The organism is Terasakiella pusilla DSM 6293 (assembly GCF_000688235.1).
Taxonomy (GTDB): Bacteria; Pseudomonadota; Alphaproteobacteria; order Rhodospirillales; family Terasakiellaceae; genus Terasakiella; species Terasakiella pusilla.
Window position 1 is genome coordinate 97,787 of record NZ_JHYO01000003.1, and the last position, 15,919, is coordinate 113,705.

Consider the following 15,919-nt stretch of genomic DNA (forward strand, 5'->3'; position numbering starts at 1 on the left):
TTTCTCGGCAGACTTACCCCCGTTCTTGTGTCGAAGAACGCCCGATCACATTAAAAAACCCTAAGGATAAGAGGTTCATAATGTTGACTATGGTTGAACAAATGCAAAGCTTACAGGCTTCCAATCAAACAGATGTACGCGACTATGCCGAGCGCCTGCTTCTGAGCATGGGGTATAATGATGCGATCTGCACCGCCATGGAATTTCAATGGTTTAACGTGGCAGAAGAACTGCGTTTTATGCAGGACGACTATCGCGGCGTGGCATAAGTTCAAAAATCTTATGCCCTAAGGCTTGAAACGAAGCCGGAATGAACATATCTCAAAGTGTATAAACGAATGGCTGCCCCCGTAAAACGGGGCATGACACTTGGTTTGGAGGTTTGAGATATGTATTCTACCCTGACATTATCGCGAAAAACCCGATACACCCATCCACAGGAAAGTGATCGCCGTGAGGAGCTCGCACATCTGCTTGTGCGGGCCTTTGGCTATCAGGGCGCCATAGATAAAGCCAAAGAAAGCCGATGGGATGATGTGGCAAGCACAATCCGCTTTTTAAAAGGGCAGTCGATCGGGCGGTATTAACGCGTTAGACCATTTTTTCGAAAAAAGAGATCGTCTTTTTAAGACCCTCTTCAAGGGCGATTTTGGGTTCCCAATTCAGGTGCTCGCGCGCTTTGTCGATGATGGGCTTGCGTTGCAGCGGGTCGTCAACCGGCAGATCTTCAAAGGTCAGGGTGGATTTTGATCCGGTCATGTCAATGACTTTCTCTGCCAGCTGCTTGATGGTGAACTCACTCGGATTCCCAAGGTTGATCGGGCCGGTCACGTCGTCGCTGGCGGCCATCAATTTGATAAAGCCGTCGATGAGGTCATCGCAATAACAGAAAGATCGGGTTTGTGATCCGTCGCCATAAATGGTGATCGGCTCGTTGCGTAGCGCCTGCATGATAAAGTTGGACACGACACGCCCGTCATTTGGATGCATACGCGGGCCGTAGGTGTTGAAAATACGGGCAACGCGGATGTTTACATTGTGCTGGCGGTAGTAGTCGAAAAATAGGGTTTCCGCACACCGCTTACCTTCGTCATAACAGGCGCGTGGACCGATGGGGTTGACGTTGCCGCGATATTCTTCCGGTTGGGGATGAATTTCGGGATCGCCATACACTTCGCTGGTCGAGGCCTGAAAGACTTTGGCTTTGACGCGTTTTGCAAGCCCAAGCACGTTGATTGCCCCATGCACGCTTGTTTTGGTCGTGCTGACCGGATCGTGTTGGTAATGAACCGGAGAGGCCGGACAGGCGAGGTTGTAAATCTCGTCCACTTCCACATAAAGCGGGAAGGTGACATCGTGGCGCATCAATTCGAAGTAAGGATTATCAAGCAAGTGCCGGATATTGTCTTTGCTGCCTGTAAAAAAATTGTCGGCGCAAATAACGTCATGGCCTTCGTTGAGGAGGCGTTCACACAAATGAGACCCTAAAAAACCGGCACCACCTGTCACCAAAATCCGTTTACGCATATGCACGAGTTTATCTCCCTTGAAGTCTTGCAGGTTGCGTTTAACATTCTCGACCGGAAAAACATAGATGAATTTAATTTTTTATGAAGAGTTTTATCGCTATGGTATTGTCTGGGAAGAAAATGCTCAATCAGGGATGAGAAAGTAAGACGGCGATGGCACAAACAGAAAATGATGCCTTGGTAATGAAAGCTATTCGGGCCGATATCAATGGGCCTGAAAACAAGTTGTTGGAAAACCTGCAATATCTGGAGAAAAACCCGCAAGGCCAATGTGCGGTGCATGTGCATTTATCCAGATTGCAAAAGGCCAACCGCCGCCCTGATTATATCCGTATCGCAGAACGTGCTTTTGATCCGATCAGCGTTAACCATGGGGCGGAACTGTTTATTCTGGGTAATTTCGATATCGTTTTGACCTGTCCAAGCACTAAAGTCGGTGAAATTGACAAGGCCTTGGATACGGTGCGCATGTTGTTTAAGGCTGATCCCCTCATCGGACAGCGCGATATTGCGGGCGAAGAAATGCTGTCGAGCTGGTTTGATCTGGAAGAAGATTTCAGCTTCTTTAAAGAAGCCGTCGTTACCGCCGCCCTCAGTGGTATGGCGTTAAAGATGAAAACCGGTACTTCCGTGATGGAAGATGAAAAGCTCACCCCTAAAAATCTCGACCAATTGGCCCGTAGCTTTAAACAATTGGATGCGCGGCCCTTGATGCGCCATCAGTCTGCGGTGCAGGTTGGAACCAACGGTCAGGGACAATTGCTGTTTCGGGAATATTTTGTCTCCATCAATGATCTGCGCAAAGCCGTAGCACCGGATATTGATTTGTTGGCGGATCGTTGGTTGTTTCAATATCTCACCATGATTTTGGATCAACGGGTCTTGTTGATGTTGCGCAGCCAGTCCATGGATGATTTGCCCAAGGTCATTAGCCTGAATTTGAACTTACAAACGATCCACACTAAAGATTTTCAGATGTTTGATCAGTTTGTCGGCGATCAGGCCCATCGGGTGATCCTTGAATTCCAGCCCCTTGATGTGTTTTCGGATATTTTTGTTTATGAAGAAATCCGCGATCTGTTGCATGCGCGGGGGTATCAGGTGCTCATTGATGCCATTCAGCCTTTGGTGCTGGATTATTATGATCCCAGCCGTTTGCAGGCTGACTTTTATAAAATCGCGTGGGGGGATCGTTTAGGGGCGTCAGCGACACAATCGGGACAAGCTGAAATGCGCGAGCTGATCCAATCTATCGGGTCGCAAAAAATCATTATCTCCCACGTAGATGGGGAAGAAGCGGTGCGCTTTGGCCTGCAATTGGGCGTCCAGCGTTTCCAAGGGTTCTTTGTGGATAAATTGGTGGAGGCCATGACGCAAAAAGCCGCTGCCAAAGCAAGACGGGAGGCAAACTGATGGGGACGCAAAATCAGGAAAGCCTGTTTTACGATTATGTCCGTCGTTTGGAACATCACCGACAGGGCCGCGAAATGATGCATCTGCATCTGTCCAAACTGCGCCCGTTTAACCGTCGTGAACATCATATCCGTGTCGCGGCGGACGCGTTTGAAGGCTTGGTCAAAGAACTGTTCGGCCAACTGTTTGTCCTGCATAATTCAGATATCGTCTTTATTTTTAAGATGGAAGCCATGGGGCAGGTGGAACAGGCGCTGGAGAAAGTGAAATTTCTGTTTGGCGATGACCCGCTTTTGTCGGAAGAAGAAGTGGACGGGCACGGCTTTACCAGTTGGTTTGATGTGGAAACGGAATATGACCAGATCGTCGCCATGGCCCGTGATTTAGTGGATGCCCAAAACAAGGCAGGTAGCTTGACAGGTCCATCCCATGACGTGAAAGCCAATTTGTTGGCGAAGCAGGAAGAAGGCGAAAAACTGACGCCGCGCACGCTGGACCGTTTGGTGGAAGCCCTAAAAGCCGCCGATTTGACCAATATGGTGCGTCGTCAATATGTCTGTAAGGTGGAAGGCGCGCAAAATGTGCCAAACCCTTATTTCAGCGAGTTGTTTATTTCTATTTCGGATCTGCGTGATACGTTGCTGCCGGGTTCCAACCTGACGTCCTCGCCGTGGCTGTTCCAGCATTTGACGGAAACGCTGGATCGTCGTGTGCTGTCTTTGCTTAGCAAGACGGAAGACCGCGATATTACCGGTGATATCAGCATCAATTTGAATGTGGCGACCTTGCTGTCCCCAGAGTTTCTGAAGTTTGACGAAAATGTGATTGCGGCCATGCGGGGCAATATCGTTTTGGAACTGCAACAGCTGGATGTCTTTAGTGACCTCAACGCCTATCTATTTGCCCGTGAGTTTGTAAAACAGCGTGGCTATCGCATCTGTATTGACGGGGTGAATTATAAGACTTTACCCTTTATTGATCGGGAACGTCTGGAAGCCGATTTGATCAAATTGATCTGGCACCCTGATATCTTATTGGGTGGCCATGACCTGACGGATCGGGTCAAACGCCATATTATGCTAACGGGGCCTGCCCGTGTGATCCTGAGCCGGTGTGATACGGAAGAGTCGGTGGAGTTTGGGCGCGAGATCGGTATTGAGCTTTATCAGGGCCGCCATGTTGAAGCCTTGATCGCGGAAGAGAATCGCCGTAAAAGCATGCGTGTACTCAAAAAACGCGCGGCAGCCCACGAAAAGCAGAGCGGGCATAAAAAGTCGCTGTCAAAACGGACTTAAGTCATGGAAAAAATACTGATTAGCGCCTGCCTCTTTGGGGAAAACGTGCGCTATGACGCGGGGCATTGTTTGATTGATGACCCAGACTTTCTCACTTGGCAGGAAGAAGGCCGTCTCATCCCCATCTGTCCGGAAATGGCAGGCGGCTTGCCCGCCCCACGCCCGCCCTGTGAGCGTGACTTAAAGACCGGAGACATTCTGGATAAAGACGGGCAGGACTTTACCGAGGCGTTTTATAACGGGGCTGATCTTGCGCTGGCCTTGGCCCAAGAACACGGCATCCGCTATGCGTTGTTGAAAGAACGTAGCCCGTCTTGTGGGGTGAACATCATTTATGACGGAACCTTTACCTCAACTAAAATACCGGGGTCGGGCGTGACCGCGACCTTGTTGAAAAATAATGGCCTGTCCGTGTTTAGCGAATTTGATCTGGGTGCGTTGAAGTCCGCCTTGAAGGGGGCTTAGGGCAAGTATGGTCGGGATGGATAGCCTGTTGTTGACGCAAACCTTTGATCCTTTGTGGTTGTTGCTCGCCGCCCTTGCGCTGGATGCGTATGTCGGGGATATGAACCGTCTGTTTAATGTCATCAAACATCCGGTAGTCTGGATCGGGGAGCTGATTTCCTTTCTGGATAATAAGCTCAATCGGGCAAACCGATCGGAAACCAACCGCGCCATTCGCGGCTTTTTGGTCGTGTGTTTTATTGTGTCGGTGTGCTGTGTGATCGGTTTTGCGGTGGCGTGGTTTGGACAACATTATCCGTTCGGCTGGGCGCTGGAGCTGTTTTTGGTCATTAGCCTGATTGCGCAACGTAGCCTGTTTACCTATGTGCACGCGGTGGGTGTGGCTTTGAAAGAAGACGGCTTGTCCGGTGGACGGGTGGCGGTGAGCCATATTGTCGGGCGGGACCCGGACCAGTTGGATGAACATGGGGTGATCCGCGCTGCCATTGAATCGTTGGCGGAGAACTTTGGTGATGGGGTGGTTGCGCCGGTCTTTTGGTACGTATTATTCGGCTTCCCTGGCTTGTTGGTTTATAAAGCGGTCAATACCATGGACAGCATGATCGGGCATAAGTCGGAGAAATATAAGTCCTTTGGTTTTACGGCTGCGCGTCTGGATGACATTTTAAACCTGATCCCCGCGCGTCTTGCCGGGTTCTGGATTTTCTTTGCCTCCTGTTTTTTGCCGACGACGACGCCATTAAAATCGTTGAAAACCATGTTCCGTGATGCCCGCAAGCATCGGTCCCCCAATGCGGGATGGCCGGAAGGGGCGATGGCAGGCGCGTTGGATATTTCCCTTGCAGGCCCGCGCAAATACCGTGAAGGCCAGATTAATGATCCGTGGATTGGTGAGGGACGGGCTAAAGTGACGCAGAAAGACCTGAAACGAGCTTTACGGGTTTATATTGTGGCTTGTTTGGTCAATGCGGCCTTTGTCGGGTTGGTCGCTTTTATCTGATCTTGATGAAAGTTTTATGGCGGGGCTCAGATTTGCCTATGGGCTTTTGAGGTGATCCGCCTATATTGGAACAGGTATAGTTTTAAAAAGGTGAGATCATGTCTGAAGCGGATTTGGATAAGCACGCAAGTAAAATGGCTAAAAAGAAAGCCGCCCGTGACAAGATGATGGAAAAAAAGATCGATGAAAAAGGTCTGGTCATCGTCCATACGGGCAAAGGGAAGGGGAAATCGTCTTCTGCTTTTGGTATGGCGTTGCGCTGCGTCGGACATGGTTTCAAGGTGGGGGTGATCCAGTTTATCAAAGGCGCATGGGATACCGCAGAACGCCGTGTGTTTGAAGGCTTCCCCGATCTGGTGACCTTTAAAGCCATGGGCGAAGGCTTTACTTGGGAAACACAGGATAAAGAACGCGATATTCAAGCCGCCCAAAAAGCATGGGCAGCGGCAAAAGAGATGATCGACAGCGGGGACTACCGCATGGTTATCCTTGATGAGATCAATGTCGCCATGCGCTACGACTATGTGGACGAGGCCGAGGTGATCGAGACGTTGACCCATCGCCCCGATATGGTCCATGTGGTGTTAACTGGACGCCACGCGTCAGAGACTTTGCTGGATTGTGCAGATTTGGCAACCGAAATGACTCTTGTCAAACATCCGTTTAGAAGTGGCATTAAAGCCCAGCCGGGTGTGGAATTTTAGGGGTTTCTTTAGAAATTACAGGCATGCTCTGAGGCCGGATCATCAAAAAGGAATAGAGTTTTATGAAACGCTTTCTCGCGCTTTTTCTTTGTGTCTTTACCCTGATGGGGGCGGGCAAATCCTATGCGGCCTCACAGGATGCGATTCAAATTCTGTTGGAAGCCGAAGCAACAGCCCGTCACGTTTTGGGATCGAAACGGTATAAAGAACTGAATGACGCCTTCAATAAAGCGGTGGGCGTTGTGATTGTTCCGCGTCTGTTGAAAGGTGGCTTTATCGTTGGCGGAGAATATGGCAATGCCGTTCTGTTGTCCAAACGCCCGAACGGGAGCTGGAGCTATCCGGCGTTTTACACGCTGGGGGGCGGCAGTGTCGGTTTTCAAATCGGCTTAAAAGACTCCCAGATGATCTATGTGATCCGCACGCAAGCGGGATTGGAAGCCATTTTGGATGACCAGTTTAAAGCGGGTGCGGCCGCTGGCATCGTTGTCGGGTCTTTCGGCGGCAGTGTCGATGGATCGACAACCACATCCATGGGCGCAGATATCTTGGCCTTTTCGCTGGACCGTGGCCTGTTTGGCGGCGGGGCGGTTGAAGGGGCAGTCTTTGCCAAACGCGCAGACCTGAACCAAAATTTTTACGCGCAAACCGTTGAGCCACGCCAGATCGTGCTTGAAGGTATGGTGAGCAATCCGGCCGCAGATTCCTTGCGTGCGACCTTATCTGCTTTGCAAGAGTAAGATGGCAAAATCGTTTAAATCCTTGATGCTTCAAGGCACAGGTTCCGACGTGGGGAAATCCCTGCTGGTCGCGGGCCTGTGCCGTGCCTATGTGCGCCGGGGCTTAAAAGTCGCGCCCTTTAAGCCGCAAAACATGTCCAACAATGCCGCCGTCACGATTGAAGGTGGGGAGATTGGACGCGCCCAAGCTCTGCAAGCGCGCGCGTGTGGTCTGGATTTAACGGTTCATATGAATCCGGTTTTATTAAAGCCTCAGACCGATGTGGGCGCCCAAGTGGTGGTGCAAGGCGCGGTCATCGGTAATTGTTCCGCACGCGATTACACCAAAATGAAGCCAAGCCTGATGCCCAAGGTTTTGGAAAGTTTCCATAAATTAGGGGAAACGGCAGATCTGATTTTGGTGGAAGGTGCAGGCAGCGCGGCGGAAGTGAATTTACGCGCCTCTGACATTGCCAATATGGGCTTTGCCGAAGCTGCAGATGTACCGGTGATCCTGATCGGTGATATTGATCGTGGCGGGGTGATCGCCTCCCTTGTTGGCACCCACGTGTTGTTGCCGCGCGCTGAGCAGGATCGATTAAAAGGGTATTTGATCAATAAGTTCCGCGGTGACGTGACGATTTTCGAGCCTGCGCTGGACATTATCCGTGAAAAATGCGGCCTTAAAAGTTTCGGGGTCGTACCGTTTTTCCATAAAGCCGCCTTATTGCCCGATGAAGATGCCATGAGTTTGGATCAGCGTGGTAAAGATCAGGCCACCGGATCAATCAAGATCGTGGTGCCGCGCTTCCCCCGCATTGCCAATTTTGATGATCTTGACCCGTTGCGTGCGGAAGCTGATGTGTTTGTGGATATCGTTGAAGCGGGCCGCGCCTTGCCGGGGGATGCGGATGTGATTTTGCTGCCCGGTTCCAAAGCGACCTTGTCTGATTTGGCCTTTGTACGTGAACAGGGCTGGGATATCGATATACAGGCCCATGTGCGTCGCGGCGGTCATGTGGTGGGCCTGTGTGGGGGCTATCAGATGATGGGCTGCAAGGTCTATGACCCCGATGGGATCGAAGGTCCGGTCACAGAGATGGACGGGCTGGGGCTTTTGGATATGGAAACGGTTTTAAAGGGGCCGAAGACCTTACGGGCTGCCGAGGGCGTGTCTGTGTTAGACGATAGTATCGTTCGTGGCTATGAAATGCATATGGGCGTGTCTGAAGGTCCGGCGCGTCAGTCGCCTCTGTTGACCCTGAACGGGGAAGATGAGGGCGTTTATCACGATCATGGGCGCCTGATCGGTAGTTACTTGCATGGCCTGTTTAATGAAGATGCATTTAGAAACGCTTATTTGAGCACTTTACGTGAAGGACGCCAAGCGGCGCTGTCTTATGAACAGCAGATCGATCAGGTGTTGGATCAGTTGGCTGATCATCTGGAGGAATATTGCGATCTGGATGGCTTGTTAGAATTGGCCTCCTGATGCAATTTATCTTGCGACTTTTTGAACCGGGCGATGTACCGGCCATGGTTACGTTGTTTTATCGCAGTGTGCATGAAGTCGCTTGTGTCCACTATACCCCAGAACAGCTTATGGTCTGGGCACCTGACGGCATGACAGGGCAAGGGTGGGACGTGCATTTCGCCAACCATCCCACGTGGCTGGCCTTTCAAGAGGGGCAGCTGGCGGGCTTTACCGACCTGGAAGCGGACGGGCATCTGGATATGATGTTTGTCTCCCCCGATTTTCAGGGGCAAGGGGTGGCGAGTTTGCTCTATGAGGCTGTTGAAAAGCAGGCCTTAGAGCAAAACAACAAGCGCATTTATGTGGAAGCCAGTCTCACCGCCCGTGGCTTTTTTGAGCGAAAAGGTTTTCACGTTGTAGAAGCGCAAATGGTTGAGCGTAATCAAGTTTCCTTACAAAACTTTCGCATGGAAAAGAGGCTTTAAACCGCGCCTGTTTTTGTATCCCACCAGTCACTGGGATCATTTGTGGTCTGGTTCGTTTTGACGGTCTTCAGCAAATTGCGTCCTTTCTGGACATCGACCACGGGTTTGGGCAGTTTGAAATAGCGCTCAATAAAGCTGCTGACGTGGGTTTCGGTTAGTTCGCACAGTTCATTAATCACATCATCCGGCAGTTCCCCGCGATCAAGGACGGCCTGTTCAATCTGGCCATCATCGCCGTAGACACGGATAATGGTCGTCAGGGTATGGTTGGTGATTTGGGCGCTCGGGTTTTCCAAGAGCGTTAAAACCGGACCCTTTTTCCCCATGGCGACAATACGGCGACAGAGGTTTTTAGATAGGTTTTGACGGCAGGCAATGGCTTTCATCCGGTCAATGGCCCCGCTGTCGATAATTTCTTCCAGAAAGCGATCTTCCAAGGCGGGAGATAGTTTGAGAACCGGAATGGAAACCTCAGCGATGTCTTGCGCGAGTTTTTCTGCCAGTTCAGCAGGCAGGTGGGGAGAATGGGCCACGGACAGCGCAATGGCGCGTCGGACTTCTTCGATTTCGTCTTCAATCAGCTTGGCGACGATTTGCTGTGCAATTAAACGCTCATTGCTCGACAATCCTGTTGCATCTAGGGTCGATCCGATTTCAGTAGCGAGTGTAACCCTGTTTTTGATGTTTTTGCGTTCACGTAAGGCGGAGGCGCATTTTGTCAGGGTCTGAAGGGGGGAAACAGCACGTAACATGACAAAGACTATCTCTTAATTCTCCAAACTATGCAAACAGAATAATACAAAAGTAGTAGCGCAGGTGTGACCAATCGCACTCATTTGGGGGTTTTATGTGTAGGTTGGTCGTTTTTTTGAGGAACGTTCTCTCATTCAGATGTATGGTGACCTTTATACAACCTGTAAATCCTATGTCCCTGCTTTTATATGCTATCGGGGCCGTCTTTCGATAAAAGAGCCATGACCATGACAGACTTTGATACCACACAGCATTTTGATGACCAGAAGGCGGAGGCGTATGATCGCGTTATTCGCCAAGTTGTTCCCGGCTATGAGGTGCTGCATGAGATGATCAAGGTTGTTCTCGATCATTACGTCACAGCAACAGAGGCAAAGCTGTTGAGTGTCGGGTGTGGTACGGGCGTTGAAATGATGACCTTGGGCGATCATTTTCCGACATGGCATTTAACGGGTGTTGAGCCTGCACCCGCTATGGCCGCGGTTGCGCAGGCAAACCTTGAGATTAAACAGATGTCTGATCGCGCCCATATTTATCAAGGCTTTGTAGAGGATCTGTCGGCAGAGATGAAGTTTGATGCCGCGACTTTGATTTTGGTGATGCACTTTGTACCGGACGATGGCTCAAAAGAAGTGTTGTTACGTTCTATTGCCGAGCGTCTGAACCCCGGTGCACCTCTTATTTTGGCGGATTTACATGCGGATGTGCAAGGTGCGCGCTTTAAGCGGTTTTTGGATATCTGGCGTGATTGGCAGCTTCACAACGGGATGCCGGAACATATTGTGGATCGCGGCTTTGAACATGTGGTGCGCGATATCCAGTTTGTGAGTGAAGACCGTATTCTTGAGCTGTTGCACAGCGCAGGGTTTAAGACCGTTGAGCCGTTCTACGGTGCCTTTCTCTTTGGTGGCTGGATCGCGTGGAAAGAGTAGGCGGTTAATAAGATGGGATGGTCAGTTCTGGCATATAGCGTTGATAGACCTGTGCGATAAAACCTTCGTCATAGAGTGTTTTAAGTTCATCCTGCATGCGCGCGATCAGGATGTCATCGGTCTGGCGATTACAGGCAATGCCACCGGGTAACGTCATGAGGGTATAGGCCTTGTGAAGATTGGCATAGCCTGCCTTTTGGGCAATTTGTAGACCTGCGAGTTCGCCGGTTGCCCACAGGTCGATCCGCCCTTTTTCCAGCTTTTTGATATTGAAAAAATTATTCGTTACGTTTTCGATTGAAATATTATGATCCATCAGATAGTTGGCGGCCGCATCCCCCAGATAGCCGCCGATCCGATAGTGCTCCAGCTCTTCCAAACTGTTGATTTTAATAGGATTTACTTTTTGACTGAAGAGTACCATCGAAACTTCTGTGAAGGGCGAGATCCATTTGAATAGAGGTTCTCGATCTGCGGTGCGCCCGGTGGAAAACAAGCAGGCATTTTTGTGGGTGAGGGTTAATTCATAGGCCCGGTTCCAAGGCAGAAGGCGCACGCTATGGCTAAATTTGGTGCGTTTGAGGATTTCATTTACAATCTCAACTGAAATACCTTTTAGCTCTTCACTACCATTTTCCACATAGCTGTAAGGCGGAAAATGTTCTGTATAAAAAGTTAGGCCCGTCGCTCTGCTTTCTGTGAAGGCAAAGCAACAGTGAAAGAGAAAAAGATAGGCTAGAACTTTCATGACTCCTCCGCTTGGTAAGCACCACTTTATTTAGATGTGTTGGTTCTCGTGCGATACAAGCTAAATTTAGAAAGCTCTAATAAGGTTGGTCAGGGTTTCACCGATATAGGTTTGATAGGCTGCATCCACAGTGCCGTCTTCTTGCATGTCTTTGAATGTGGCGTCAAACAGGCGCTGTTCTGTCGCGCGACTTTTATGAAAAGACAGGTAGAGGGGACTAACCGACGGAAAAGGGCGCAGGTCGCGGATGTTGAGGGATCTTTTTTTCAAAAGATGTTTGGTTGAGACATAATCTGCAATGGCATAGTCGACGCGGGCTGCATCCAGCTTACGCAAAGCGGTTGCTTCATCAGGGGAATAATCGACTTTTATGCCTGCAATAGTGAGATAGCGTGGATCATAACTGTAGCCGTCGACATATCCTGCGCGCCGACCCGCGAGGATAGAGAGAGACGGAAGGTCGCGAAGCGTGTCGTGGGTGTGCACCCAAATGGTATTGGTATAAAAAGTTAGAGCCGTTGGTCCTTGTAAAAAGGCTTCGCGCTTGGAAGCATCTACAACAGCGTCTGCTTGACCATTTTCGACTTTGAACAGGCATCTTTTCCAGGGTAAAAGCTCGAAACTCACGGGGATATCGAGTCTTTTCGCTGCAAGTTCGATTAATTGTACAGATAATCCACTCGGTTGATGGTTGGTGTCTATAAAGGAGTAGGGTTTCCAATTTTCAAAACAGAATGTCAGGGGTTTTTGAGATTGAGAATGGCCAGTCGAGATAAAACAGAACAAAAGAAGGATTGTACAAGGCATGAGTTTTATAAAGGTGAATACTGTCTGCACGGGCGGATCCGGGGTAGGTGATCTGGTTATCTTCCTAAATAGGTAACTATAAATTTTTACCCGAAGCAAGTTATTCCCTTAAACGGTTTGTTTTTGGATAAAAAAACACCGCTTCTTCTTATGAAGAGCGGTGTTTGAGTTGTTTAATGAAACTTTTAATCGGTTAAATCTTCAAAGAAGTCTTTAACCTTGCTGAAGAAGCCCTGACTTTCAGGGTTATGGGTTTCAGCACTGCCGCCACCCGCTGCTTCAAACTGGCGCAGGATATCTTTTTGTTCGCTGGTCAGTTTGACAGGTGTTTCCACCATTACTTCCACAAACATATCCCCGCGCGAGTCTGTGCGCATAACGACCATCCCTTTGCCGCGCAGGCGGAACTGGTTGCCGCTTTGCGTCCCTTCCGGGATTTTAATGCGGGCACGTCCGCCATCGACCGTTGGGACTTCAATCTCGCCACCAAGGGCAGCGGTTGTCATTGGGATCGGGACTTGGCAGAAAATATTAGCCCCTTCGCGTTGGAAAATCCGATGAGGGATAACGCTTAGGAAAATATAAAGGTCGCCGCTGGGTGCGCCGCGTAAACCGGCTTCCCCTTCCCCTGACAGACGAATACGTGTGCCATCTTCCACACCCGCAGGGACAGTCACGGATAAGGTTTTGGATTTACGCTCGCGACCTGACCCGCCACACACACCGCACGGATCCGAAATGATCGAGCCGGCGCCATGGCAGGTGGGACAGGTGCGTTCGATCGTGAAGAAGCCTTGCTGGGCGCGAACCTTCCCGCGACCATGACAGCTTGGACACATGGTCGGCGCTTTGCCATTTTCCGAGCCACTGCCGTCACAAGAGCTACAGTTTACAGAAGTTGGCACTTCGATTTTGGCTTTTTTCCCGTTGAAGGCTTCTTCAAGGGTAATTTCCATATTGTAACGAAGATCAGCACCGCGACCGGAACTCTGTCCACGGCCACCGCCCATCATATCGCCGAACATTTCTTCAAAAATGTCACCAAAACCGGAGAAACCGCCGCCGCCAAAGCCGCCGCCGCCCGCACCGGGGCCGCCTTGTTCAAAGGCTGCGTGACCGTAACGATCGTAGGCCGCGCGCTTTTCCGGGTCTTTCAGGACTTCGTAAGCTTCGTTGATTTCTTTAAATTTCGTCTCAGCGTCCGCGTCATCCGGGTTACGATCCGGGTGATATTTCATGGCAAGTTTACGAAATGCGCCTTTTAGCGCCTTTTCATCCACATCACGATCGACGCCGAGCGTATTGTAGTAATCATCTTTTGCCATTTTTATTCCTCTTTAGAGACAAGTTGACCCCCGACTGGGGCGGGGATCTCTTAGAAAGAGGCCCCGGATTGGGTCCGGGGCACAGGTTCGTTTTTAAAAGTTACTTGTCTTTTTTGTCTGGATCGACTTCTTCAAAGTCAGCATCCACAACACCGTCGTCAGCTGGCGCTTCATCAGCCGCAGCACCTGCAGCTTCGCCGCCTTCAGCTTCCTGCTGGGCTTTGTACATCGCTTCACCCAGTTTCATGGAGGCGTTCATCAAGGCGTCTGTTTTCGCCTTTACGTCTTCCACGTCGATGTTGTCGCCTTCAAGCGCAGACTTGAGGTCGTTGATCGCTGTTTCGATCTCGCCTTTTTCGTCCGCAGACAGGGCGGAACCATGTTCAGTGAGGTTCTTTTCTGTCGTGTGGATCAGGCTTTCAGCTTGGTTACGGGCTTCGGCAACCTCTTTACGCTTTTTATCTTCTTCAGCGTGGCTTTCCGCATCCTTCACCATTTTGTCGATCTCAGCATCATCCAGACCACCAGAAGCTTTGATGGAGATTTGCTGTTCTTTACCGGTTGCTTTGTCTTTCGCAGACACGTTGACGAGACCGTTCGCATCGATGTCAAAAGTCACTTCGATCTGCGGAACGCCACGCGGTGCAGGCGGAACACCTACCAGATCAAACTGACCCAGCAGTTTGTTGTCAGCCGCCATTTCACGCTCGCCTTGGAAGACGCGGATGGTGACGGCAGACTGGTTGTCTTCAGCCGTTGAGAAGACCTGAGACTTACGTGTCGGGATTGTTGTGTTACGATCGATCAAGCGTGTGAAGACACCGCCCAAAGTTTCGATACCCAAAGACAGCGGGGTGACGTCAAGCAGGAGAACGTCTTTCACGTCGCCTTTCAAGACACCGCCCTGAATAGCCGCACCCATGGCAACCACTTCGTCAGGGTTTACACCTTTGTTCGGCTCAACACCGAAGATTTCTTTAACTTTTTCAACAACCTTCGGCATACGTGTCATCCCACCGACGAGGATAACGTCGTCGATTTCAGATGCTTTCAGACCGGCGTCTTTCAACGCGTCTTTACACGGCTTCACGGTCCGTTCGATCAGGTCGGAAACCAGGCTTTCCAGTTTTGCACGAGACAGTTTGATGTTCAGGTGTTTCGGGCCGGACTGGTCAGCCGTGATGAACGGCAGGTTGACTTCAGTTGCTGTAGAAGAAGACAGTTCGATTTTCGCTTTTTCGCCCGCTTCTTTCAGACGTTGCAGGGCCATACGGTCGCCGCGCAGGTCGATGCCTTGTTCTTTTTTGAACTCGTCTGCCAGATAGTCGATGATGGCCATGTCGAAGTCTTCCCCACCAAGGAACGTGTCCCCGTTTGTGGATTTTACTTCAAAGACACCGTCGCCGATTTCAAGGATGGAAACGTCGAACGTACCGCCACCCAAGTCATAAACAACGATTGTGCCGGATTCTTTTTTGTCCATACCGTAGGCAAGCGCAGCCGCTGTCGGCTCGTTGATGATACGCAGAACTTCCAGACCAGCGATTTTACCAGCGTCTTTTGTGGCTTGACGTTGGCTATCGTTGAAGTAAGCCGGAACCGTGATCACAGCTTGAGAAATGGTTTCACCGGCAAACGCTTCTGCTGTTTCTTTCATCTTTTGCAGGATGAAGGCAGAGATTTGAGACGGGCTATATTTGTCGTCGTTGGCTTCTACCCACGCATCGCCATTGTCCGCTTTGACGATTTTGTAAGGAACCAGATCCTGATCTTTCTTTGTCAGCGGATCGTCGAAACGGCGGCCGATCAGACGCTTGATGGCGAACAGGGTGTTTTCAGGGTTGGTCACGGCCTGACGTTTTGCAGGTTGACCGGACAGGCGCTCACCGCTGTCGGTGAAAGCTACCATAGAAGGGGTTGTACGTGTGCCTTCTGCGTTTTCGATGACGCGGGCATCTCCACCGTCCATAATGGCGACGCAGGAGTTAGTTGTACCAAGGTCGATACCGATTACTTTGCTCATTTTACTCTCTTTGTGTTGCGGCGAATTCCAGAACCCGCCCTCTCTCGATGAGGCACAGGGTGTTTCGGAATTCCCATGAGGGTTAAAAAACTGGGCGTTATATAAGCTGAACAAGATCATCATGCAAGCGTTGCAGGGGATGATTTCGCAAAAGATTTTGTAAAAATGGCAATAAAAAGGCAAGCAAAAAGACAGACGGCTTCCCTATAGGGCATTGATTCAGCAGTTGAATCGGTGATGTCGTTTA

The 15,919-nt window shown here is 50.3% G+C and carries 17 protein-coding genes; 11 read left to right on the top strand and 6 right to left on the bottom strand.

All coding sequences use genetic code 11. The features are described 5' to 3' along the window. The first annotated feature begins 80 nt into the window (after nt 1-80). Together Q397_RS0102845 and Q397_RS0102850 are read left to right on the top strand one after the other, a co-directional pair. On the top strand, nt 81-269 hold the full coding sequence (locus tag Q397_RS0102845) for a hypothetical protein (RefSeq protein ID WP_028878123.1): 189 nt from the start codon (nt 81-83) through the stop codon (nt 267-269). A 120-nt stretch (nt 270-389) separates the two neighbouring features. Next, the gene (locus Q397_RS0102850; protein WP_028878124.1) at nt 390-587 is read left to right on the top strand and encodes a hypothetical protein; all 198 of its coding nucleotides are present in this window, start codon (nt 390-392) and stop codon (nt 585-587) included. Nucleotides 588-591: 4 nt separating this feature from the next. Here Q397_RS0102850 and Q397_RS0102855 read toward each other — a convergent pair whose 3' ends face one another. After that, entirely contained in the window at nt 592-1,527 is a 936-nt protein-coding gene (locus Q397_RS0102855) for a UDP-glucuronic acid decarboxylase family protein (RefSeq protein ID WP_038012770.1), read from the bottom strand. A 155-nt stretch (nt 1,528-1,682) separates the two neighbouring features. Here Q397_RS0102855 and Q397_RS0102860 point away from each other — a divergent pair, with 155 nt between their 5' ends. The 8 genes from Q397_RS0102860 to Q397_RS0102895 all read left to right on the top strand — a co-directional run bounded on the left by Q397_RS0102860 (nt 1,683) and on the right by Q397_RS0102895 (nt 9,084). Continuing rightward, nucleotides 1,683-2,942 (top strand): EAL domain-containing protein, encoded by a 1,260-nt coding sequence (locus Q397_RS0102860; protein ID WP_028878126.1) that lies wholly within the window; start codon nt 1,683-1,685, stop codon nt 2,940-2,942. After that, nucleotides 2,942-4,237, top strand: coding sequence for an EAL domain-containing protein (locus tag Q397_RS20800; protein ID WP_051609646.1), 1,296 nt, complete (start codon nt 2,942-2,944; stop codon nt 4,235-4,237). The genes Q397_RS0102860 and Q397_RS20800 overlap by 1 nt, the downstream gene beginning before the upstream one ends. A gap of 3 nt (nt 4,238-4,240) precedes the next feature. Next, the gene (locus tag Q397_RS0102870) at nt 4,241-4,702 is read left to right on the top strand and encodes a 2-thiouracil desulfurase family protein (RefSeq protein WP_028878127.1); all 462 of its coding nucleotides are present in this window, start codon (nt 4,241-4,243) and stop codon (nt 4,700-4,702) included. A 7-nt stretch (nt 4,703-4,709) separates the two neighbouring features. After that, complete coding sequence (cbiB, locus tag Q397_RS0102875) at nt 4,710-5,702, top strand: adenosylcobinamide-phosphate synthase CbiB (RefSeq protein ID WP_038012772.1); 993 nt, start codon at nt 4,710-4,712, stop codon at nt 5,700-5,702. A gap of 98 nt (nt 5,703-5,800) precedes the next feature. Further along, the gene (gene cobO / locus Q397_RS0102880) at nt 5,801-6,406 is read left to right on the top strand and encodes a cob(I)yrinic acid a,c-diamide adenosyltransferase (protein WP_028878129.1); all 606 of its coding nucleotides are present in this window, start codon (nt 5,801-5,803) and stop codon (nt 6,404-6,406) included. Nucleotides 6,407-6,468: 62 nt separating this feature from the next. Then, a complete protein-coding gene (locus tag Q397_RS0102885; protein ID WP_051609647.1) occupies nt 6,469-7,146 on the top strand; it encodes a lipid-binding SYLF domain-containing protein in 678 nt (225 codons plus the stop codon). Between the two features lies 1 nt (nt 7,147). Beyond that, nucleotides 7,148-8,617 (top strand): cobyric acid synthase, encoded by a 1,470-nt coding sequence (locus tag Q397_RS0102890; RefSeq protein ID WP_028878131.1) that lies wholly within the window; start codon nt 7,148-7,150, stop codon nt 8,615-8,617. Beyond that, nucleotides 8,617-9,084, top strand: a complete 468-nt coding sequence (locus Q397_RS0102895; RefSeq protein ID WP_028878132.1) for a GNAT family N-acetyltransferase — start codon at nt 8,617-8,619, stop codon at nt 9,082-9,084. The genes Q397_RS0102890 and Q397_RS0102895 overlap by 1 nt, the downstream gene beginning before the upstream one ends. Here the strand turns inward: Q397_RS0102895 and Q397_RS0102900 are convergent. After that, on the bottom strand, nt 9,081-9,836 hold the full coding sequence (locus tag Q397_RS0102900; RefSeq protein ID WP_028878133.1) for a DUF2336 domain-containing protein: 756 nt from the start codon (nt 9,834-9,836) through the stop codon (nt 9,081-9,083). The two genes, Q397_RS0102895 and Q397_RS0102900, sit on opposite strands and share 4 nt — an antisense overlap. Nucleotides 9,837-10,064: 228 nt before the next feature. On the opposite strand from Q397_RS0102900, the gene Q397_RS0102905 reads away from it, so the two are divergent. Beyond that, nucleotides 10,065-10,769 carry a methyltransferase domain-containing protein gene (locus Q397_RS0102905; RefSeq protein WP_038012774.1) on the top strand — a complete coding sequence of 235 codons (705 nt, stop codon included), beginning with the start codon at nt 10,065-10,067 and terminating at the stop codon, nt 10,767-10,769. Between the two features lie 4 nt (nt 10,770-10,773). Here Q397_RS0102905 and Q397_RS20805 read toward each other — a convergent pair whose 3' ends face one another. The 4 genes from Q397_RS20805 to dnaK all read right to left on the bottom strand — a co-directional run bounded on the left by Q397_RS20805 (nt 10,774) and on the right by dnaK (nt 15,672). Continuing rightward, nucleotides 10,774-11,517, bottom strand: a complete 744-nt coding sequence (locus Q397_RS20805) for a substrate-binding periplasmic protein (RefSeq protein ID WP_051609648.1) — start codon at nt 11,515-11,517, stop codon at nt 10,774-10,776. A gap of 66 nt (nt 11,518-11,583) precedes the next feature. Further along, nucleotides 11,584-12,324 carry a substrate-binding periplasmic protein gene (locus tag Q397_RS0102915; protein WP_084148906.1) on the bottom strand — a complete coding sequence of 247 codons (741 nt, stop codon included), beginning with the start codon at nt 12,322-12,324 and terminating at the stop codon, nt 11,584-11,586. A gap of 185 nt (nt 12,325-12,509) precedes the next feature. After that, entirely contained in the window at nt 12,510-13,649 is a 1,140-nt protein-coding gene (gene dnaJ, locus Q397_RS0102920; RefSeq protein WP_028878136.1) for a molecular chaperone DnaJ, read from the bottom strand. A 100-nt stretch (nt 13,650-13,749) separates the two neighbouring features. Continuing rightward, nucleotides 13,750-15,672 (bottom strand): molecular chaperone DnaK, encoded by a 1,923-nt coding sequence (dnaK, locus tag Q397_RS0102925; protein WP_028878137.1) that lies wholly within the window; start codon nt 15,670-15,672, stop codon nt 13,750-13,752. Nucleotides 15,673-15,919: the final 247 nt, after the last annotated feature.